17 protein-coding genes are annotated in these 20,085 nt (G+C 45.9%); 13 read left to right on the forward strand and 4 right to left on the reverse strand.

The annotated features are described in order from the left end of the window. Positions 1 to 26: 26 nt before the first annotated feature. The 8 genes from bamA (at position 27) to AB1S55_RS09315 (ending at position 7,825) form a co-directional block, all read left to right on the forward strand. On the forward strand, positions 27 to 2,651 hold the full coding sequence (gene bamA, locus AB1S55_RS09280; RefSeq protein WP_370981529.1) for an outer membrane protein assembly factor BamA: 2,625 nt from the start codon (positions 27 to 29) through the stop codon (positions 2,649 to 2,651). A gap of 27 nt (positions 2,652 to 2,678) precedes the next feature. Then, complete coding sequence (locus tag AB1S55_RS09285) at positions 2,679 to 3,194, forward strand: OmpH family outer membrane protein (RefSeq protein ID WP_370981530.1); 516 nt, start codon at positions 2,679 to 2,681, stop codon at positions 3,192 to 3,194. An 11-nt stretch (positions 3,195 to 3,205) separates the two neighbouring features. Next, positions 3,206 to 4,231 (forward strand): UDP-3-O-(3-hydroxymyristoyl)glucosamine N-acyltransferase, encoded by a 1,026-nt coding sequence (lpxD, locus tag AB1S55_RS09290; RefSeq protein WP_370981531.1) that lies wholly within the window; start codon positions 3,206 to 3,208, stop codon positions 4,229 to 4,231. Between the two features lie 41 nt (positions 4,232 to 4,272). Further along, positions 4,273 to 4,713 carry a 3-hydroxyacyl-ACP dehydratase FabZ gene (gene fabZ / locus AB1S55_RS09295; protein WP_370981532.1) on the forward strand — a complete coding sequence of 147 codons (441 nt, stop codon included), beginning with the start codon at positions 4,273 to 4,275 and terminating at the stop codon, positions 4,711 to 4,713. Further along, positions 4,713 to 5,495, forward strand: a complete 783-nt coding sequence (gene lpxA, locus AB1S55_RS09300; RefSeq protein WP_370981533.1) for an acyl-ACP--UDP-N-acetylglucosamine O-acyltransferase — start codon at positions 4,713 to 4,715, stop codon at positions 5,493 to 5,495. Before fabZ ends, lpxA begins: the two co-directional genes overlap by 1 nt. A gap of 9 nt (positions 5,496 to 5,504) precedes the next feature. Then, positions 5,505 to 6,671: a lipid-A-disaccharide synthase gene (lpxB, locus tag AB1S55_RS09305; RefSeq protein WP_370981534.1), complete on the forward strand. Its 1,167-nt coding sequence runs from the start codon at positions 5,505 to 5,507 to the stop codon at positions 6,669 to 6,671. Beyond that, positions 6,671 to 7,243: a ribonuclease HII gene (gene rnhB, locus AB1S55_RS09310; protein WP_370981535.1), complete on the forward strand. Its 573-nt coding sequence runs from the start codon at positions 6,671 to 6,673 to the stop codon at positions 7,241 to 7,243. The genes lpxB and rnhB overlap by 1 nt, the downstream gene beginning before the upstream one ends. An 84-nt stretch (positions 7,244 to 7,327) precedes the next feature. After that, complete coding sequence (locus AB1S55_RS09315; protein WP_370981536.1) at positions 7,328 to 7,825, forward strand: PilZ domain-containing protein; 498 nt, start codon at positions 7,328 to 7,330, stop codon at positions 7,823 to 7,825. Positions 7,826 to 7,879: 54 nt separating this feature from the next. Here AB1S55_RS09315 and AB1S55_RS09320 read toward each other — a convergent pair whose 3' ends face one another. Both AB1S55_RS09320 and yciH read right to left on the reverse strand, forming a co-directional pair. Next, a complete protein-coding gene (locus AB1S55_RS09320; RefSeq protein WP_370981537.1) occupies positions 7,880 to 8,419 on the reverse strand; it encodes an energy transducer TonB in 540 nt (179 codons plus the stop codon). A gap of 72 nt (positions 8,420 to 8,491) precedes the next feature. Further along, positions 8,492 to 8,818 (reverse strand): stress response translation initiation inhibitor YciH, encoded by a 327-nt coding sequence (gene yciH, locus AB1S55_RS09325; RefSeq protein WP_370981538.1) that lies wholly within the window; start codon positions 8,816 to 8,818, stop codon positions 8,492 to 8,494. 70 nt (positions 8,819 to 8,888) lie between these two features. Here yciH and AB1S55_RS09330 point away from each other — a divergent pair, with 70 nt between their 5' ends. Next, positions 8,889 to 9,716 carry an ion transporter gene (locus AB1S55_RS09330; protein ID WP_370981539.1) on the forward strand — a complete coding sequence of 276 codons (828 nt, stop codon included), beginning with the start codon at positions 8,889 to 8,891 and terminating at the stop codon, positions 9,714 to 9,716. On the opposite strand, the gene AB1S55_RS09335 is transcribed toward AB1S55_RS09330, so the two are convergent. Both AB1S55_RS09335 and AB1S55_RS09340 read right to left on the reverse strand, forming a co-directional pair. Continuing rightward, complete coding sequence (locus tag AB1S55_RS09335; RefSeq protein ID WP_370981540.1) at positions 9,713 to 10,558, reverse strand: UDP-2,3-diacylglucosamine diphosphatase; 846 nt, start codon at positions 10,556 to 10,558, stop codon at positions 9,713 to 9,715. The two genes, AB1S55_RS09330 and AB1S55_RS09335, sit on opposite strands and share 4 nt — an antisense overlap. Positions 10,559 to 10,640: 82 nt before the next feature. Continuing rightward, positions 10,641 to 12,080 (reverse strand): M48 family metalloprotease, encoded by a 1,440-nt coding sequence (locus tag AB1S55_RS09340; protein WP_370981541.1) that lies wholly within the window; start codon positions 12,078 to 12,080, stop codon positions 10,641 to 10,643. A gap of 177 nt (positions 12,081 to 12,257) precedes the next feature. Here AB1S55_RS09340 and AB1S55_RS09345 point away from each other — a divergent pair, with 177 nt between their 5' ends. The 4 genes from AB1S55_RS09345 to murJ all read left to right on the forward strand — a co-directional run bounded on the left by AB1S55_RS09345 (position 12,258) and on the right by murJ (position 20,052). Beyond that, complete coding sequence (locus AB1S55_RS09345; protein WP_370981542.1) at positions 12,258 to 13,352, forward strand: AI-2E family transporter; 1,095 nt, start codon at positions 12,258 to 12,260, stop codon at positions 13,350 to 13,352. Between the two features lie 368 nt (positions 13,353 to 13,720). Then, positions 13,721 to 16,372, forward strand: coding sequence for a pyruvate dehydrogenase (acetyl-transferring), homodimeric type (gene aceE / locus AB1S55_RS09350; RefSeq protein WP_370981543.1), 2,652 nt, complete (start codon positions 13,721 to 13,723; stop codon positions 16,370 to 16,372). A gap of 10 nt (positions 16,373 to 16,382) precedes the next feature. After that, complete coding sequence (aceF, locus tag AB1S55_RS09355) at positions 16,383 to 18,272, forward strand: pyruvate dehydrogenase complex dihydrolipoyllysine-residue acetyltransferase (protein ID WP_370981544.1); 1,890 nt, start codon at positions 16,383 to 16,385, stop codon at positions 18,270 to 18,272. Positions 18,273 to 18,468: 196 nt separating this feature from the next. After that, a complete protein-coding gene (gene murJ / locus AB1S55_RS09360; protein WP_370981545.1) occupies positions 18,469 to 20,052 on the forward strand; it encodes a murein biosynthesis integral membrane protein MurJ in 1,584 nt (527 codons plus the stop codon). Positions 20,053 to 20,085 lie beyond the last annotated feature (33 nt).

A 20,085-nucleotide genomic window follows, 5' to 3' on the forward strand; every position in this document is an offset into this window, starting at 1 on the left:
CTAAGAACAAGAATTGGTTTTACTTTGTGTTAACACGCGTTTTATTTAGCCTACTGCCTTTATTGTTAAGCGCAAATTTGTGGGCAACAAGCTTTACTGTTTCTGATATCCGTTTAGAGGGGTTACAGCGAGTGTCGGCAAGCCCTGTGTTTGCGGCATTAACGGTGCGTGTCGGCGACACTATCGATAGCCAGGGTGTGCGCGATAACATTCAAGACCTCTTTGCGACCGGCTTTTTCTCGAATGTGCAAATGGCGCGTGAAGGCAATGTCCTTATTGTTATTCTTCAAGAAAGGCCAGCAATTAAGTCGATTGAGATTGACGGCAATAAAGCCATGAAGACGGAGCAATTAGAGGAGGTTCTTTCCGATAATGACATCTCTGAAGGCGAAATCTTACAGCGTCAGAAGTTGCAGGGTATTGCACGAGAGTTAGAGCGAAGCTACATTGCTCAAGCTCGTTATGGTGCCTCGGTAGAGGCCAAAGTGATTGAGCTGCCTAATAACATGGTTGATATCGAAGTACTTATCGATGAGGGTAAGTCAGCTAAGATTCGTCATATCAACTTTGTTGGTAATGAAATTTTTAGTGATAAAGAGCTTATTAACCTGTTTGAACTGACAACAGCTAAGTGGACCACTATTTTCTCCAGCAATGATCAGTACGCTAAAGAGAAGTTAACCGGTGATATCGAACGCCTAGAGTCTTTTTATCTCGATCAGGGTTATCTTGATTTTTCTGTTGTTTCTACCCAAGTAAGCATCAGTCCTAACCGTCGTGATGTATATATCACCATGAACCTAAATGAAGGTGATATTTATACGGTTTCTAAAGTAGATGTAGGTGGTGACCCCGTGCTGCCAGAATCAAGTGTGCGCCGTTTGATTCTTCTGCGTGAGGGAGATACCTATAGTCAGGCTAAGTTAGATGCGACGTCTCAGTACATTACTACCTTATTAGGCAATGCCGGTTATACCAATGCTGAAGTCGAAGGTTTGACAGAAAAAAATGAAGAAGAAAAAACGGTTGAACTCACCTTTTTTGTAGACCCGAGTAAGCGAGTGTATGTGCGTCGTATTGGTTTTAGCGGCAATACTAAAACCTCTGACGAAGTTATTCGCCGCGAAATGCGCCAAATGGAAAGCTCTTCAGCTTCAAACGCTCGTATTGAACAGGGCAAGGTGAGATTAGAACGTTTAGGTTATTTTAAACAGGTCAATGTTGATACCCGTGATGTTCCAGGCAGCGATGACCTTATTGATGTTGATTACGTTGTCGAGGAGCAGCCTTCCGGTTCTATTAGCGCTAGTGTCGGTTATGCCCAATACAGTGGTATTAATTTAGGTGTGAGCGTTTCTCAAAACAACTGGCTAGGTACTGGTAAGCAGGTTAGTTTTGGAGTTAATAAAAACTCGTATACTACGTCTTATAATTTGGGTTATACCGATCCTTATTATACCCCCGACGGTGTAAGTCGTGGATTTAACGCGTTTTATAATACGCGTGATACGGAAAACTTTGCGATTGCTAATTACAGTGTCGACACTTTTGGTTTAGGTGTGCGCTTTGGTTATCCTATATCGGAGATTTCTCGCCTTAATTTCGGTTTGACCTTTGAGCATCAAACCTTGACGACTGGTGCTTATACCCCGCAAGAGATTCGCCGTAGCCCTTATCTGCATGACTTTGCTCAGCTTAATTATGTTAATCGCAGCGACCTTTTTAACTCTCCATCGGGTGAATATGCCCTACCTACTTTTGCCATTGAAGACTCTATGTTATATGACGGCGAAGAGGGTTTTATCGATAAATATGGCCATGCCTTTAATACCGGTAAGTTTAACTTGGGTTGGAGTCGCTTTACCTTGAATCGCGGTATATTGGCAACGCGCGGTAGCTCGCAGAACTTGCGTATAGATATTACGGCTCCTGGTTCAGACATGCAGTATTACAAGGTTTTTTATGATGCTCAGGCCTTTAAACCGATTACTAAAGATTTTGTACTTCGTTTTAAAACCTCTTTAGGTTATGGCGATGGCTATGGCAGCATGGATGAGTTGCCATTCTTTGAAAATTTCTATTCCGGTGGTTTTGGTTCGGTACGTGGTTTTGAAAAATCGACCTTGGGGCCTCGAGGCACTTTTTCTCGAGAGTACGAGACCGCTTCATCTGGTTGGCAGGATTTAAATGGTAATGGCGTGTTTGACAGTGGAGAGGGGCTAGGCTCTGCGTATATCCTTTGTGACGATGCAACGCCCACCATCGTTGGTGGTGTTTTTAGCACGTGTGAAAGTGGTAAGTTAACACACCGCTCGGAAGGCACGTCTGCAACACGAGATAATGCAATTGGCGGTAATGTACAGATGGAGTTTAGTACTGAGCTCATCTTGCCTATTCCTTTTGTTGAAGATAGCCGCTCTATGCAGCTGTCGGCTTTTGTTGATGCCGGTAACTCTTTTTCAACGTACTGCCGTGATACTCAAGCAAACTGTTTTACTCCTAGTCTTAATCACTTGAGTTCGTCTTATGGTATTGGCTTTACATGGATTTCGGGCATGGGCCCAATGACCTTTAGCTATGCCTTACCAATTAACCAGAGTCAATTTGATAGAACTGAAGAGTTTCAGTTCACCTTTGGTGCTGGTTTCTAATAACAACATGGATCTAGAGATATTCTTATGAAATTTATTAAACCGTTTAGTGTTTTTCTTTTATTGATTGTTGCTCCGTTAAGCTTTGCAGGTAAAGTTGTGGTGTTTGATCCGCAGCAGGCTATTATGCAAACCGATAGTGCTAAGCAAGCAATGCAAGCGCTACAACAAAAGCCTGAATATGCAAAGTTAATTGCAGAAGCCGAGGGTTTAAAAGCTGACCTTGAAGCATTGGCCGAAGAAGTTGAGAAAAAAGGCCTTACTTGGAGCGATGAGCAAAAGGCGGAACATCGCAAGCAGATTGAGTTTGTTCAAGCTGATTTTCAATTAGTCGTTCAGCGTATTCAAAAAGAAAACGATGACTTACTGAAAGGCTTGTTACAAGGTGGTCAGCAGCAATTACCAGCTATTTTAGAAGCTCTAGTTAAAGCCGAAGATATCGATATCATCTTGCGTAAAGACACCACGATTGTATCTATGCCTGCTGCGGATATTACTGGCAAAGTGATTGCGGAGCTTAATAAGCAGCAAGCGAAAAAATAAGGCGAAGTGCAATGGCGAAAAGCTATCGACTTGCTGAACTAGCAGACTTACTTGATGCTCGTTTAGATGGTGATGCCAACTGTTTAATCAGTGGCTTGGCCAATCTAGATCGCGCTCAAGAAAATCAAATTTCCTTTTTATCTTCTGCTAAATATGCGGCAAGCTTAAGTGAGTGCTTAGCATCGGCAGTGGTATTAAAACCTTCAGAGGCTGATGCTTTTACTGGCAATAAGCTGCTTAGTGAAGAGCCCTACCTTTGTTATGCCAAATTAAGTCGGCTGTTTGAAACACGGCGTAAACGCCAAGTCGGAATCCACCCCAGTGCGGTTATCGAAGAGGGTGTAACGCTTGGTGCTAATGTCGCCATTGGTCCTCACTGTCATGTCGGGGCTGGTGCCGTTATTGGTGATGATGTTGAGCTGTACGCGGGTGTCAGTGTTGGCGATGAAGCAAAAGTTGGTGCACGGTCAATCTTGTTTTCCAATGTCGTGATTTACCATCAAGTTGAGTTGGGCTGTGATGTGATTATTCATGCCAACGCAACTATTGGCGCAGATGGTTTTGGTTTTGCTCCGAGTGCAGATGGTTGGCAAAAAATTCATCAAATTGGCCGTGTTCTGATTGGTGATCGCGTCGAGGTTGGTGCCAATACGACGATAGATCGCGGAGCCATTGAGGATACCGTGATTGCCGATGGCGTCATTATTGATGATCAGGTGCATGTTGCTCACAACGTCAGTGTTGGTGAGGGGAGTGCCATTGCTGGCTGCACTGGTATTGCCGGTAGTACCGATATAGGCAAACAGTGCCAAATTGCAGGTGGTGTAGGTATTAATGGGCATATTAGTATTGCTGATGGCACTTATTTCCATGGTGGCACCGTTGTCACAAAGGGCAATAAAGTAGCTGGTCAATTTGCTTCGGCTTCGCCACTTTTGGACATACCACAGTGGCGAAAAGCTTCTGTGCGTTACAAACAATTAGATGAGCTGTTTAACCGTGTTAAGCAGCTAGAAAAACAATTAAATGAAAAATAGACCCAGCTTAAGCTGGGTTTGAATGTTTGGGGACTAATCCGATGATGGATATACTGGAAATTCGTAAATACTTACCTCACCGCTACCCGCTGTTATTAATTGATCGTGTGGTGGAGTTGGAAGAGGGGGAGCGAATTCTCGCCTACAAAAATATTTCTATTAACGAAGAAGTTTTTCAGGGCCACTTCCCGCACTTTCCGGTATTCCCTGGTGTAATGCTTGTGGAAGCAATGGCACAGGCCTGTGGTGTTTTAGGTTTTAAGACCATGAATAAAACTCCAGACGATGGTTCTGTCTACTTATTTGCAGGTATTGATAACGTTCGCTTTAAGCGTCAGGTTGTGCCTGGTGATCAAGTCTATATTGAGGCCAAGATTGTTTCGGAAAAACGTGGTATCTGGAAGTTTGAGTGTAAAGCAACAGTTGAAGGGCAACTGGTAACTGCTGCTAATATCATGTGTGCAGACCGTAAAGTATCCTAATGACACAAGCCCTTATCCACCCATCCGCGATTATTGATAAAGATGCAGAGCTTGCGAGTGATGTCTCTGTTGGCCCTTGGAGCTATATAGGTCCAGGCGTACAGATTGATGCGGGAACAACGGTGGAGTCTCATGTGGTCATTAAAGGGCCTACCACTATTGGTGAAGATAACCGTATTTATCAGTTTTCTTCTGTGGGGGAAGATACTCCCGATCTTAAATATAAAGGTGAAGATACTCGCCTGATTATTGGTGATCGAAATATTATTCGAGAAGGTGTGACCTTACACAGGGGCACGATTCAGGATAAAGCCGAGACTCGTGTTGGTAATGACAACCTGCTAATGGCCTATGTTCACGTCGGGCATGATAGCGTCATAGGCAATCATTGTATTTTGGTTAACAACACCGCTTTAGCCGGCCATGTTCATATTGATGACTGGGCTATTCTGGGTGGTTTTACACTTGTTCATCAATACTGTTCGATTGGTGCCCATGCTTTTACAGGAATGGGCACTGCGATTGGTAAAGATGTACCTGCTTATGTATTGGCTTATGGTGCTCCCGCTGAGGCTCGTAGTATTAATGCTGAAGGGCTCAAACGTCGCGGTTTTGATAAAGCTGAAATTAGCTCGATTATGCAGGCTTATAAAGCGATTTATCGCCGAGGTTTAACGCTTGAAGAAGCGATTGCAGAAATAGAATCACAAGCCTCTACTTGCGATAAAATCGAAGTTTTATTAGCGAGTTTAAAGCGAAGCTCTCGCGGCATTGTTCGTTAAGCCAATCCTATGTGCTCATCTGTAAAAAAAATCATGTTGGTTGCCGGTGAGCAAAGCGGTGATCAGCTTGGTGTTGGTCTTATTAAAGCTCTTCGTGCAATCTATCCTAATGCTGAATTCTACGGTATTGGCGGTTCTAAAATGATGGCTGAGGGCTTTGTTTCTCATTACGAGATGGAACGCTTGGCGGTTATGGGTTTTATTGAGCCTTTAAAGCGCTTGCCTGAGTTACTCTCCATGCTGCGTGGCGTTAAACGCTTATTTCGGGAGACAAAACCTGATATTTTTATTGGTATCGACGCGCCGGACTTCAATTTAAAGTTAGAAAAAGAAGCAAAGCGCTTGGGCATTATGTCTGTTCATTACGTTAGTCCTTCTGTTTGGGCTTGGCGCCAAGGGCGCATTAAAGGCATTAAGAAGAGCGTAGACCTTATGCTTTGCCTCCTACCGTTTGAGGCTGAGTTTTATAAAAAACACGATGTGCCGGTTGCGTTTGTTGGCCATCCCTTGGCGGATAAGTTTGAGCTCGACCCAGATCAAGCCGGAGCTCGCAAACAACTTGGCCTCAATAATAAGCAAGTTGCTGAGGCTAAACTTGTTGCGCTAATGCCTGGCAGTCGCTCCTCTGAGGTAGGTTTTTTATTGCCTATGATGTTGGATGCTGCGGCCCAACTTGTTAAGCGCTACCCCGACTTACGCTTTGTTTTACCAGCAGCAAATAAAGCACGCCAGCAACAGATACTTGATTTACTTGATGGCGTATTACCGCCTTATATAGATTTGTTGCTTGAGCAAAGTCACGAGGCAATGACGGCCTCTGACTTAGTTGTTATGGCTTCGGGGACGACCACGTTAGAAGCCATGTTATTAAAAAAACCTATGGTTATCTGTTATAAGTGGCCTCCATTCACTTGGGCCATTCTTTCGCGTCTGGTTAAGGTACCATGGGTCGGTTTGCCTAATTTGCTTGCCAATAAAGAGGTAGCTAAAGAGCTCTTGCAAGATGCCGCAACGGTTGAAAATCTAGTTGAAGAGCTAGACTCTTTGATTCGTGAAAGTAATAAGTCGCAAGAAATCACCTCTTTATTTAAAACGCTGCACCTTAAGCTTCGTAACGACGCTAGTGCTTCCGCGGCTAAGGCTATTTCTGAGCAATATCAAAGGAGTTTGGCTTAATGCTTGTTGCGGGAGTGGATGAGGTTGGTCGAGGTCCTTTAGCCGGTGATGTTGTCGCTGCGGCTGTTATTTTACCTGAAGACTTTGAGCTCGAAGGTTTAAACGATTCTAAGAAGCTGACGGACAAAAAGCGAGAGTCTTTGTTTGAGCTTATTAAGCAAGAGTCGCTCGCCTGGTCTGTGGCTAGAGCCTCTGTTGAGGAAATTGACGCGATTAATATTCTTCAGGCATCCTTACTTGCGATGAAGCGAGCCGTAGAGGCTTTAGACCCTCAGCCTGATTTTGTACAGGTTGATGGTAATAAGCTGCCAAAATGGGATTACAAGGCCGAAGCCATTGTGCAAGGTGATGGTAAAGTGGCGGCCATTAGTGCGGCGTCTATTCTGGCCAAGGTCGTTCGTGATCGTGAGCTACAAGCCTTTGATGCTATATACCCAGGTTATGGTTTTGCTTCTCATAAAGGCTACCCTACTAAGGTGCACTTAGAAGCATTGGCGCGTTTAGGTGTTACACCAATTCACCGTCGCTCATTTGGGCCTGTCAAAAAGTATCTTCAGCAAGATTTATTCTAAACCAAGCCCCTAATAATTGGGAAAGTGGCTTTCTGTGAGCTATAGCTTGAGGTAGACCCTTAAGCTAAAGCAGTAGGAGGCCCGATGAATAAGGCCGAAGGTAATGGTTCTAGCACCAGCACTGAGCAAAGATTAAAGCCCAATGAGGCTGTCAATGACGAGGCAGTCATACGGCGCTTTATTCGTCACCCTTCGTCTATCCCAGTTAAGATTGATACTATTGAGTGTGGGCGCACTTCAGATCAGGCCTCTATTATCAATGTTAGTCGCGGTGGTCTTTGCTTTGAGAGCCACATTGCTTTGCCCAAAGGCGCGCAATTACATATTAGTATTCCTATAGAGAAACCTCCTTTTGAAGCCGTAGGGCAGGTAGCTTGGTGCCATCAGGAAGGAGGCCATTATGAAGTGGGCTTGAGCTTTGATGAGAACTGCTCAGCTTACAATATTCGAATGGTAGAGCAGGTCTGTTATATCGAGCATTACCGACGCTCTATTGAAGCTTGCGAGGGGCGTAAGTTGAGTAGTGAAGAAGCCGCTAATGAATGGGTGATGAAATATGCGGCCGATTTTCCACCGCATTGATTCGTAGCCTAAGTGCCTATGTTAAAAGGGCTCTAGGCCCTTTTTTTGTCGCTATTAAGCTGCTAATAGTTTGTCATAGCGGCGGCTTAACAATTCATAAAACTGTTCACGTAAAGAGAGAATCGAGGTTTTTAGTTCCGCGATTTCCTGTTCACTGATATCTTGCCGGCCAATATAGACTTGCTTGCGAAACAGGGCGATTTTGGCTCCGTATAAACGCAAGGTTTTTTCCATGGTCTTTTCGCCCAGCATAAGCAGGCTCGCTTCCGCTTCCGCGAGTTTCTCAAACTCTTTAACTAGTTCCGAGTTAATTCGCTCGAGCTCCTGCTTGCGTGCGGGGGGCCAACGTTTGCCAAAGCGAGTGCTTTCAATCACCAAGGCTGAATACTTGGCGAAGCTATGGTTGACCCGGCCAACATCACTGCTTATTTGTTCAAGTAGGCCAATGCGGCGTCGATGCCCACCGCTAATACCTGGTTGGCCCTGCTTTTGTCGCCACCAGTTTGCAGCCCAAAGGCAGCCAAAGCTTAGCGCAGCTCCCATGGCGATCTTGAGACCACTGTCGAAGATTTGCCAGTAATCTACTGTATTCATGTGCATTACCTCAGTCGACGGATTTTTGTCGTTTCTTACCGTGATTAAGATGTCTGCAAGTTTTAAACCAGCTTAGCCACCAGAGAGCTTGACTTGGAAGCCCTGTGTTTCTAAGTATTGCTTCAGCTTTTCTCTTTGATCGCCCTGAATCTCAATAATGCCATCTTTGACAGCACCGCCTGTGCCACATAGCTGCTTAAGTTTCTTGGCTAGGTCTTTAAGTGCTTTAGGTTCTAGTTCAAAACCTTCGCAGCAGCTTACGCCCTTACCCTTGCGGCCTTTGGTTTCGCGACGAATACGGATAATGCCGTCACCAGTCTTTTGTGGTGTTGTTTTGTCCTTGTCTTTAATGCGACCTTGGTCTGTGCTGTAGACCAAGCGGGTGTTCTTTTCTTTCATGGTTATCTCCACCAACAAACAGCGTGGTATTCTGGCACAGCCATCGTGATAAGCACATATTGGAGTTTAAATGACTCGTAGCCCAGCCCAGTTAAAGCTTTATGAAATTATATTTGGTACAGACACCCGTTTGGGCAAAACCTTTGACCTAATCTTGATTATGCTTATCTGCGTCAGTGTTTTGGTCTTAATGATTGAAAGTTTAAGTGACTTGTCAGAGCGAAGCTTACTATTGCTACGTATAGCGGAATGGTTTTTTACTTTGGTCTTCACGCTGGAATACGCACTTAGGCTTTATTGTGCTCCAAACCCCTTTCGCTATGCTCGCAGTTTTTATGGGGTGGTGGATTTGTTATCGGTACTGCCGTCGTATATTAGTTTAATTTTTCCGGGAGCAAATTACTTATTAATCGTTCGCTTGCTCAGGGTACTTAGGGTTTTCCGGATACTTAAGCTAGCGCGCTATTTAAGTGAGGCAAATGTTCTACTAAGAGCGATGTTACACAGCCGACGTAAAATATTAGTGTTTTTCTTTTCTGTATTTGTGTTGTCGATTATTTTTGGCTCTCTTATGTACGTTGTAGAAGGGACTGAAAATGGTTTTAGCAGTATCCCTAAAAGTGTCTATTGGACCATCGTTACGATCACAACGGTAGGTTATGGTGATATCACCCCACAAACCTCGCTGGGGCAGTTTATTGCGGCGATAGCAATGTTAACGGGCTATTCAATTATTGCTGTGCCAACGGGGATCTTGACGGCAGAGCTCACTCAGGAAATGAACCGAGAAAAGCAGCGCAGGCAGTGTAGTGGATGTCATGCCGAGGCTCATGAGCTAGCTGCCAAGTATTGTTTGCATTGCGGATCTCGGTTGAAAGAAAAAGACGAACCTAATTAAGGCATCGTTTCGACTAGGGCTTTAGTCTTTTTCTTTTTGAGTTTTATTTTTTGTTTTTTTGCCTGCGCCATAGACAGACGAAGTGGGTGCTCTAGCCAGTGGATGAGCTCCATTTTTCCGTCGTGGTGCTCAACAATGGCCGTGCACGACTCGACCCAGTCGCCAGTGTTGTAATAATCGGTGTTTTCGACTTTTTTAATGGCTGCTTGGTGAATGTGGCCACAGATAACACCGTCATAATTTTGCTTTGCTGCGCCGTGGGCTACGGCGTGTTCATAGTCGTGAATATAACGTTGAGCACGCTTTAGGTGCGTTTTTAGATAAGCGGAAAAAGACCAAAAGCCAAAACCAAAGCGAGCTCGAAGATGGTTGACGGAGCGGTTGATCAGCATAAGAAAGTCGTAACCACGGTCACCAATAAACTTTAAGAAGCGGCCGCAGTGAGTGAGGCCTTCAAATTGATCGCCATGAATAACCAATAGGCGTCGACCATCAGCACATATATGGTCTTTGCGGTTTAGCAGCTGAATGTTTTCAAAATGGCTATTGGCAAACTTGCGTAAGAACTCGTCATGATTGCCTGTAATGTAATATACGGGGATATCATTTTTACTTATTTTAAGCACTCGGCTGATGATCCGATTAAAGCTTTTATGCCAGTGTATGCCGCTGCGCATGCGCCAGCCGTCAAAGATATCTCCGACTAAATAGAGCTGGTCAAAGCGGTGGCTTTTTAAGAAATCGTTGAGTTCGCTTGCCTTGCTATCCTTGGTGCCTAGGTGCACGTCAGATATAAATACACTGCGATAGTGTGGGGCTTGTGGCCGATCTTTGCTATTCATAAGCGCAGTATTTACTTGCGCTATGATGTTTTTATTACAAAGCTCTGACAGTTTTGTTACCTGTGAGAGCGAGTGTGATTGGCTAGATGGCTTGTCGGTTTTGCATGCGTTGAATCTGCTTTATTTGCTCTTCTAGTCCTTGGCGGCGGCGATCGTCTTGCTTAATCATGCGCAGAGCGCTGCGCAGATGGTTTTCCGCTTGGCGATACATGCCATTGAGCAGGAAGTACTCTGCTCTGGCAGTGTGCACATCATAGATATTGCCAGCTAAACCATGTGCTTCGGCAAGCTGATACCACACATGCTCATCTTTAGGGCGGCGCTTACTGTGAGCGGCCAGTAAGTTTTCGGCTTCTTTATAGCGGCCTGCTTCGAGGTAAAGCTCACTTAAATACATATTTAAAGCGTGATTACTTGGCTTTTGAGCAATCTCTTTTTCAAGTGATGCTATTGCAGGTTCAGCTTGTTTTAAGGCTACCTGAGCTTGGGCTTTACCAATGATAAAGTGTAGATTTTGGGGCTCTTTGCTAAGCAGCAGTTCGAAGTTTTCCAAGGCTTTCTTGTATTGGTGCGATTTTAATTGAGCCAATGCTAGCCCGTAGCGCGATGTTTGTTCGGAGCCGCTGCGCAAGGTTAATTCACTTTGAAACTGTTTTACGGCTAAAGCTGGGTTCTTTTCGTGAATAAGGGCTGCGCGAACCTTTACCAACTGAAATTCTCTACTGTAGGGCTCTTGTTTGCGTACATATTGTTGGGCGCGAAGTTTGGCATCACTGACTCGGCTTTCTGTAAGTGGGTGAGTAATTAAAAACTCGGGTGGACGGCGCTGAAAGCGTGAGGCATGCAGCATTTGCTCAAACATTTCAGGCATAGCGTAAGGGTTCATATCGGCTCTGACCATGGTTGCCATACCGACTCGGTCTGCTTCTCGCTCCATATCCCGACTAAAACTAAGTTGTTGGTCTACCGCAACACCCCTTGCGGTTGCGATAGCTGCAACCCCCGCATCACCACCTGCAGTAGCCATCACTAGAATACTGGCTAGCAAAGCAGCAAGGTTTGGAATACTGTTGTTTTTTTGGTCGTCTACTCGACGCGCAAAATGGCGCTGACTGATATGCGCTAATTCGTGAGCCATAACAGAAGAAAACTGCTGCTCGGTTTCGGCATAAGCGAATAGGCCGGTATTAACACCAATGACACCACCGGGAACGGCAAACGCGTTTAGGTTGGGATTTTCTACAACGATGATGTCGAGACGTTTGTCTTTAAGCTCGCTGTAGTTAGCGAGATTTTTTATCAGCTTTTCAGTATAACTCTGGATAAATGGGTCGCCAGAAGTCTTAGTTTGAGAGCGAAACATTCTCTGCCACTGCTGGCCAAGTTCGTATTCTTGTGAGGTGCTAATCAGGCCACCGCTTGCCCCGCCTAAGTCGGGAAGGTTGAGGTCGTTAGCGCTTGCTTGAAGGCTGACTACTGAAGCTAGGCTGAGTAGTAGTGAGCATAGAAATGAAGCTTTCATAGTCTTTTGCTTGCTGTAGATGCATTATACTGTCGCTTTTGCATGAGCAAGCTGGGTTATCCTTAATGTGTAACAGGCTTTTTAGATGCCTTTGATTCGTTGGAGTTCCCCGTGAATCAAGTAATACTAATGGCGCTCATCATCCCTGAAACTCTCGATCGGAGTCAAAATTAATTTATGTTGACCGTATTTAAAGGCTGGATGGAACGCTATTTTGCTGACGAGGAAGCTGTACTCGTTGCCGTCTTGTTGATTGTTGGCTTTATTGTGGTGATTCAACTTGGGGGGGTACTTGCGCCGATGATTACGGCTGTGATTATTGCTTTTATGATGCAAGGGGTTGTATCTCGCCTAAAAAAATGGGGTGTTGGTCATAAAACCGCAGTTAGTCTTGCCTTTTTAATCTTGGCAGGCTCCATGGTTCTGGCTCTGGTTTATGTTTTACCTGCTGTTTGGAAGCAGGCGCATAACTTGGTGAAAGAGACGCCGCGCATGCTGCAAGATGGTCAGGCCCTGATGTTGCTGCTGCCGGAGCGCTATCCTGCTTTGGTGAGCGAGTCTCAGGTCAATGACTTAATAGGTACACTGCATACTCGCTTAGGCGATGCCGGCCAAGTGGTTTTGTCTTTCTCCTTGGCGCAGATCCCTATTTTATTGTCCGTGCTTATTTATTTGGTGCTTGTGCCTATTTTGGTTTTTTTCTTTTTAAAAGACGCTGATCTGATGATGTCGTGGCTTGGTTCGTTGCTGCCAAGTAAGCGCCCCGTCATGCGTAAAATATGGCGAGAAATGAATCAGCAGATTGCTAACTATGTTCGTGGTAAGTTTATCGAGATCGTGATTGTTGCCGGTGTTTCTGCAATTTGTTTTGGCGTTTTGGGTTTGAAGTACGCCTTATTGCTTGGTGTTGTCGTGGGTTTTAGCGTATTGGTTCCCTATATCGGCGCGGCGGTAGTGACGATTCCTGTGGCCGCGATTGGCTTTTTTCAGTGGGGTTGGAGCGCCGATTTCTTTTGGCTTTTATTTGTCTATGCTGTGATTCAGGCCTTGGATGGCAACGTACTTGTACCGCTGTTATTTTCGGAAGCGGTTAAAATGCATCCGGTAGCGATTATTCTTGCTGTCTTAGTATTTGGCGGTTTATGGGGCTTGTGGGGTGTGTTTTTTGCCATACCATTGGCAACCTTGGTAAACGCGATTCTGAATGCTTGGCCAACGTCTTTAACGAATGAGGCGTCAGTGGTTGAGGAATCGTCTGAGCTAGAGCTTTAATTCGCGTTCGGCGAAAAACGCTGCACTTTGGTGCATTTGGGTGCTTTTAATCGGTGTTCTGTCTGCCGACTATGCCGCCCTTAGCTGGATATTGCGCAGTGAGCCGTGTAGAATCGTTGCGCCGTTTATTTTGCCGCTATATTGAGTGTTTTGGCGGCGAACTGCGCAAGGTTTGAGCTTTATGCTGCAAATCAGGTCAAAAGCCAGCCGTGAGCTGGTTTTTTAATTTTCATCGCAGTTGCTTTAGGGCGACTGTGAAATCCACCAAAAGTGGGTGCTTTAGGTTTACCTGTGGCTGACACTCAGCCCGGTAGACAGCTTATCAATTACTGGGGATGAAAGACCCAGTCTGAACTTAGGAGGCTTAAATGCTAGATGAAACTGATGTGCTCGAAACTCAGGAATGGGTTGAAGCGCTCGAGTCTGTAATCCGCCACAATGGCGAAGAACGAGCGGCTTTCTTGCTTTCTCAGCTAGCGAATACAGCTACCAGCTCAGGTGTACGTTTGCCATCGGCAATCACCACACCTTATTCCAATACAATTGCGGTTAAAGATGAGCCGCATAAGCCGGGTGATGCTTATTTAGAGCGTCGTTTACGTGCTCTTATTCGTTGGAATGCGATTGCAATGGTAGTCCGTGCCAATGACAACAATGAAGGTCTTGGCGGCCATATCTCTTCCTTTTCATCCTCGTGTTTGCTTTATGATGTGGGCTTTAACCACTTCTTTAAAGCGGACACTGGCAGCGGTTCAGGCGATCTGGTTTATTATCAGGGGCACATTGCTCCTGGTATCTATGCGCGCTCTTATTTGGAAGGTCGCTTTAGTGAAGATCAGCTTGATAACTTCCGCCGTGAAGTTGATGGTGATGGCCTAAGTTCTTATCCTCATCCTTGGTTAATGCCTGATTATTGGCAGTTCCCAACGGTATCTATGGGCCTTGGTCCAATTACGTCTATCTACCAAGCGCACTTCATGAAGTACATGGATTCGCGTGGTCTTGCTACTCGTGGCGATCGTAAAGTCTGGGCTTTCCTTGGTGACGGCGAGTGTGATGAACCAGAATCACTAGGTGCAATTTCTCTTGCTGGCCGTGAGAAACTCGACAACCTCATCTTTGTGATCAACTGTAACTTACAGCGTCTTGATGGCCCTGTTCGTGGTAACAGTAAGATTATGCAAGAGCTTGAAGGTGTTTTCCGTGGCGCTGGCTGGAATGTGATTAAAGTTGTCTGGGGCAAGGGCTGGGATAAGCTTCTTGAGAAAGACAAGAGTGGTTTATTGCAAAAGCGCATGGACGAAGTCTGTGACGGTGAGATGCAAAACTACAAAGCCAATGGCGGCGCTTATACTCGTGAGCACTTCTTTGGTAAGTACCCAGAATTACTTGAATTGGTTAAAGACATGACTGACGATGAGATCTTCGCGTTACAGCGCGGTGGTCACGATCCTCAGAAAGTGTACGCTGCTTATCAAGCCGCGACTTCAACCAAAGGTCAGCCTACTGTAATCTTGGCTCAAACCGTAAAAGGTTATGGTTTGGGTGCTGGCAGTGAGTCTGCCAATATCGCTCACAACGTTAAGAAACTTGGTTACGATGACCTGAAAGCTTTCCGTGACCGTTTCGAAATCCCTGTTTCTGATGAAGAGCTGAAAAACGTCCCTTATTATCGTCCTGCGCCTGACAGCCCGGAAATCAAGTACATGAACGAGCGCCGTCAAGCACTGGGTGGTTTTGTTCCTGCGCGTCACGGTGATTTTGACGAGCTAGAAGTGCCTGAGCTTGATACCTTTAAAGCGCTACTGAAAAACAGTGGTGAGCGTGAAATCTCAAGCACCATGAGTTTTGTACGTTTCTTGTCGACCTTAGCTAAAGACAAAAAAGTCGGTAAGCAGGTTGTGCCTATCGTTCCTGATGAGGCCCGTACTTTTGGTATGGAAGGCATGTTCCGCCAGTTGGGTATTTATAGCGCTGCTGGCCAGAAATATGTGCCACATGATCACGATCAGATCATGTACTACAAAGAAGATAAAAAAGGCCAGATCCTTGAAGAGGGGATCAATGAAGCCGGTGCAATGTCTGCGTGGATTGCTGCTGCAACTTCATACAGTACCTATCGTTCACCGACGATTCCTTTTTATGTTTATTATTCTATGTTCGGTTTCCAGCGCATTGGTGACTTGGCATGGTTGGCTGGCGATGCACAGGCGCGTGGTTTCTTGATCGGTGCGACAGCGGGTCGTACTAGCTTGAACGGCGAAGGTCTTCAGCATCAGGATGGTCACAGCCACTTGTTGGCAAATACGATCCCTAATTGCCGTACCTATGACCCAACTTACGGTCATGAGCTGGCAGTGATCCTCGCCGACGGTTTGAAGCGTATGTATAAAGACAAAGAAAATGTCTTTTATTACGTGACTACCATGAATGAGCAATACACCCACCCAGATATGCCAACTGGCGCTGAAGAAGGTATCGTTAAGGGTATCTACAAACTTCACGAAGCCAAGAAAAAAGCCAAGAAGAGCGTTCAGCTTATGGGTGCGGGGACTATCTTGCGTGAAGTTGAAGCAGCGGCTGAATTGTTGCGTGATGACTTTGCGGTAGAGAGTGATGTTTGGTCTGTTACTTCGGTGAACGAATTGGCTCGTGATGGTCAGCAGGTAGACCGTTGGAACCGTATGCATCCAGAAAGTGAGCCTCAGAAGGCCTATATCACGGAGACGCTTGAGTCGACTAAAGGTCCGTTTGTGATCTCTACTGACTACATGAAGTCTTATAGTGAGCAGTTGCGCCCTTATATGCCTGGTTCTTATACCGTATTGGGAACAGACGGTTTTGGCCGATCTGATACACGTTCACAGCTACGCAAGTTCTTTGAGGTGAATCGTTATTATGTTGTGGTTGCTGCACTTAAAGCTTTGGCCGATGAAGGCACTATTAAAGCTTCTGTTGTAAGTGATGCAATTAAGAAATACGGTTTAGACGCAGAAAAAGCAAACCCACTAACGGTATAAGGAGCACAACATGGCGATTGAAAAAATTACCGTGCCCGATATTGGTGGTGCGGAGAACGTAGACGTAATTGAAGTAAGCGTTGCTGTTGGTGACGAAGTTGCTGTTGATGATGCGCTTATTGTGGTTGAGTCGGATAAAGCCTCTATGGATATCCCTAGCCCAGCTGCCGGTAAGATTGTTGCTATGAGCGTAAAAGAAGGCGATAAGGTTAATGAGGGAGACCTTATTCTTGAGCTTGAAACGGGCGCCGAAGAGGCTCCTGCTGCTGAGCAAGCCGCTCCAGCAACAGCAGCCCCTGCTGCAAGCGCTGCTGTTGCAGAGCTTCCTGTAAGCGTGCCGGATTTAGGTGGCGCTGACTCTGTAGACCTTATCGAAATGTGTGTTGCAGTGGGTGATGAGGTTGCCGAAGGTGATTCTCTTATCGTGCTAGAGAGTGATAAGGCCTCTATGGATATCCCTGCGCCTGCAGCGGGTAAAGTACTTAGCATTAGCGTTAAAGAAGGTGATAAATTAAGCCAGGGCGATGCGATTTTAGTATTGGCCTCTGGTGATGCTGCTCCTGCTGAAGCTGCGGCTCCAGCAGCCCCTGAAGCAGCCGCGCCTGCGCCAGCAGCAAGTGCTGAGCTTGCAGTTGATGTGCCAGACATTGGTGGTTCGGAGAACGTTGATGTTATCGAGATCTGCGTTGCCGAAGGCGATGAGGTGAATGAAGGTGATTCACTGATCGTGCTAGAGAGCGACAAAGCCTCAATGGATATTCCTTCTCCTGCCAGCGGTAAAGTGCTTAGCCTGCATATCAAAGAAGGTGACAAGGTTAGCCAAGGTTCCGCCATCTTGGTCATGCAGGCTGAAGGTCAAGCGCCTGCAGCGACACCTGCTCCTGTTACTTCAGGTGCAAGTCCTGCTCCTCAGCTTGCTCATGTATCTCCTGAGCCAGTTAAGCATGATCGTACTGTTGAGGCCTCACCCAAAGAGATTCAGAGCTCAGGTTCTGAGGTTTATGCAGGCCCAGCTTCACGTAAATTAGCGCGTGAAATGGGTGTGGATTTGACCTTGGTGCAGGGTACTGGTCCTCGAGGTCGTATTTCTAAAGACGATATCAAGGCTTACGTTAAACTCGCCCTACAAAGCAAGGCAAGTGGCCCTGCTGTTGCTATTGGCAGTGGTATTCCAACACCGCCAGAGGTTGATTACTCTCAGTTTGGTGAGATTGAACTGCAGAAAATGAGCAAGATTAAGCAGCTCACTGCAGAAGCGATGACACGCAACTGGTTGAACATTCCTCGTGTTACTCAGTTTGATGATGCCGACATTACCGATGTGGAAGCTTTCCGCAAAGGTATGAAAGCAGAAGCTGAAAAGGCCGGTGTTAAGCTGACGCCTATGCCGTTTATTATTAAAGCTGCAGCAGCTGCTTTGCAGGCTGAGCCAAGTTTTAATGTGGCTATGCACAATGACGGCGAGCACATCATTCAGAAGAAGTTTATTCATATCGCGATTGCGGTTGATACGCCTCGCGGTTTGATGGTTCCTGTTATTCGCGATGTCGATCAGAAAGGCGTGTACCAAATTGCTCAAGAATTGATTGAGCTTGCAGGTAAGGCGCGTGATGGCAAGTTGAAACCAAATGAGATGCAGGGCGGCTGCTTCACCATTTCGAGCCTTGGCCCAATTGGTGGCACTGGTTTTACGCCAATGGTAAGCACCACTGAAGCCGGTATTCTCGGTGTCTCTAAAGCGGCGATGAAGCCAATTTGGGATGGTAAAGAGTTCCAGCCTCGTTTGATGTTGCCATTGAGCTTGAGCTACGATCACCGTGCCGTGAATGGTTCTGATGCAGGTCGCTTCTTGACTTATCTCAGTGCGGTTCTTGGCGACGTACGTCGCTTGTTGCTCTAATTGCTGAGTGCTTAGATGCTAAAAGCGGGCCTGATGGCCCGTTTTTTTTGTCTGTTATGTTTGAGTTCTGTGAGCTTTTTGCTTTTCAGTTCAAGCTCGTAAATAGTAAGTGCTATTAGCTATGCCTTCGGTATTGCAGTACTGACTGGCATGGCTTTGTATCTAAATTGATTGTTTCACAAGAAGAGAGTCGGACTTGACGGATTCAGCTCGCCCTAAGGCTAAAGGTTTATTGCGCTCTAGCGCCATCGTGTCAGGCATGACCATGATTTCACGGGTGTTAGGCCTTGTTCGTGACATTTTGCTTGCGCGCTTTATTGGTGCTGGTGGTGAGGCTGATGCTTTTTATATCGCCTTTAAGGTTCCTAACTTTCTGCGCCGACTCTTTGCAGAGGGCGCTTTTGCTCAGGCTTTTGTGCCTGTATTAAGTGAGCTAAGGCAGAGTGGCCCTCATGCTGCGGTGAAGCATTTTGTAGATCGCATTGCGGGCTGTTTAGGCCTTAGCTTATTGCTGATTACCGTTTTAGTTGTTATAGCGGCGCCGTTGGTGGCTGCCATTTTTGGTTTTGGTTTTATTGTTAACGATCAGTGGCAAAAATTTTGGCTCACCTCTGAATTGTTGCGTATAACCTTTCCGTATTTGTTTTTAATTTCAATGACGGGTTTTGCTGGCGGTATTCTTAACAGTTACGACCGTTTTGCTGTGCCCGCGTTAACCCCTGTCTTTTTAAATTTGTCTTTAATTACGGCTGCAGCATTTGTGTCGCCGCACTTAGCGCAGCCAGTTTACGCTTTGGCTTGGGCTGTATTTGTTGCGGGGGTATTGCAGCTTGCCTTGCAGCTGCCTTATTTGGCTCGCTTGTCCTTATTGCCAAGGCCTAAGTTGGATTGGAAGGATAAACAGGTTAAGAAAGTGCTCAAGCTCATGGCGCCGGCTATTTTTGGTGTGTCGGTCAGTCAAATCAATTTAACCTTAGACACTATATTGGCGTCGTTTTTAGTGGACGGCAGTATTGGTTGGTTATTCTTCTCAGATCGACTCATTGAATTGCCTCTTGGTGTCTTTGCGGTAGGTATTGCAACGGTGATCTTGCCGAATCTAAGTCGGCAGTTCAGTGCCGATGATGGGCGTTTTGGCGCTACGCTCGCTTGGGCCATGCAGATGGTCTTGTTGATAGCGATTCCTGCCGCCTTAGCCTTAATCTTGCTGGCCAAGCCTTTGCTTTATACCTTATTTCAATACGGGGAAATGTCAGCTCATGATATGGATATGGCGGCACTAAGCCTTAGAGCTTATGCGGTGGGCTTGTGTGCCTTTATGCTTATCAAAGTGTTGGCGAGCGCGTATTTTAGTCGTCAGGATATGAAAACACCCGTGCGTATTGGTGTGATTGCGATGATTGCCAATATGTTTTTGAATTTGATCTTTGTCTTGCCTTTACTGTGGCTGTGGAATATCGGTCATGTTGGTTTGGCTGCTGCAACGAGCTGTTCGGCAGCGCTCAATGCCTTTTTACTCTATCGTGGCCTATCTAAGCTGAGTGTTTTTGATGGACAGGGGCACTGGCCTATTTACTTATTAAGGCTCGTGTTTGCGGCCTTAGTTATGAGTGCGGTTGTTTATTGGTTAATGGCTCAGCAGCAGGATTATGCCGCTCTAGATTGGTTTGATCGCTGCCTTCAATTAGGTGTTTTGGTAGGGGGCGGGCTTGTAAGTTATGGCTTTGCCTTATTGCTTGCTGGAATGCGCCCTAGGCATCTTAAGCCGACTCACGCCTAGGGCTAAATCTGAGTTATACTTGGCGCCTTTTTT

Source organism: Agaribacterium sp. ZY112 (genome assembly GCF_041346925.1).
Classification (GTDB): Bacteria; Pseudomonadota; Gammaproteobacteria; order Pseudomonadales; family Cellvibrionaceae; genus Agaribacterium.

Excerpts from the sequence above, each read along its gene's own strand:
- AB1S55_RS09285 (WP_370981530.1), top strand. The coding sequence starts at position 2,679 with ATGAAATTTATTAAACCGTTTAGTGTTTTTCTTTTATTGATTGTTGCT.
- lpxD (WP_370981531.1), top strand. The coding sequence starts at position 3,206 with ATGGCGAAAAGCTATCGACTTGCTGAACTAGCAGACTTACTTGATGCT.
- fabZ (WP_370981532.1), top strand. The coding sequence starts at position 4,273 with ATGATGGATATACTGGAAATTCGTAAATACTTACCTCACCGCTACCCG.
- lpxA (WP_370981533.1), top strand. The coding sequence starts at position 4,713 with ATGACACAAGCCCTTATCCACCCATCCGCGATTATTGATAAAGATGCA.
- lpxB (WP_370981534.1), top strand. The coding sequence starts at position 5,505 with ATGTGCTCATCTGTAAAAAAAATCATGTTGGTTGCCGGTGAGCAAAGC.
- rnhB (WP_370981535.1), top strand. The coding sequence starts at position 6,671 with ATGCTTGTTGCGGGAGTGGATGAGGTTGGTCGAGGTCCTTTAGCCGGT.
- AB1S55_RS09315 (WP_370981536.1), top strand. The coding sequence starts at position 7,328 with ATGAATAAGGCCGAAGGTAATGGTTCTAGCACCAGCACTGAGCAAAGA.
- AB1S55_RS09320 (WP_370981537.1), bottom strand. The coding sequence starts at position 8,419 with ATGAATACAGTAGATTACTGGCAAATCTTCGACAGTGGTCTCAAGATC.
- yciH (WP_370981538.1), bottom strand. The coding sequence starts at position 8,818 with ATGAAAGAAAAGAACACCCGCTTGGTCTACAGCACAGACCAAGGTCGC.
- AB1S55_RS09330 (WP_370981539.1), top strand. The coding sequence starts at position 8,889 with ATGACTCGTAGCCCAGCCCAGTTAAAGCTTTATGAAATTATATTTGGT.
- AB1S55_RS09335 (WP_370981540.1), bottom strand. The coding sequence starts at position 10,558 with ATGAATAGCAAAGATCGGCCACAAGCCCCACACTATCGCAGTGTATTT.
- AB1S55_RS09340 (WP_370981541.1), bottom strand. The coding sequence starts at position 12,080 with ATGAAAGCTTCATTTCTATGCTCACTACTACTCAGCCTAGCTTCAGTA.
- AB1S55_RS09345 (WP_370981542.1), top strand. The coding sequence starts at position 12,258 with ATGTTGACCGTATTTAAAGGCTGGATGGAACGCTATTTTGCTGACGAG.
- aceE (WP_370981543.1), top strand. The coding sequence starts at position 13,721 with ATGCTAGATGAAACTGATGTGCTCGAAACTCAGGAATGGGTTGAAGCG.
- aceF (WP_370981544.1), top strand. The coding sequence starts at position 16,383 with ATGGCGATTGAAAAAATTACCGTGCCCGATATTGGTGGTGCGGAGAAC.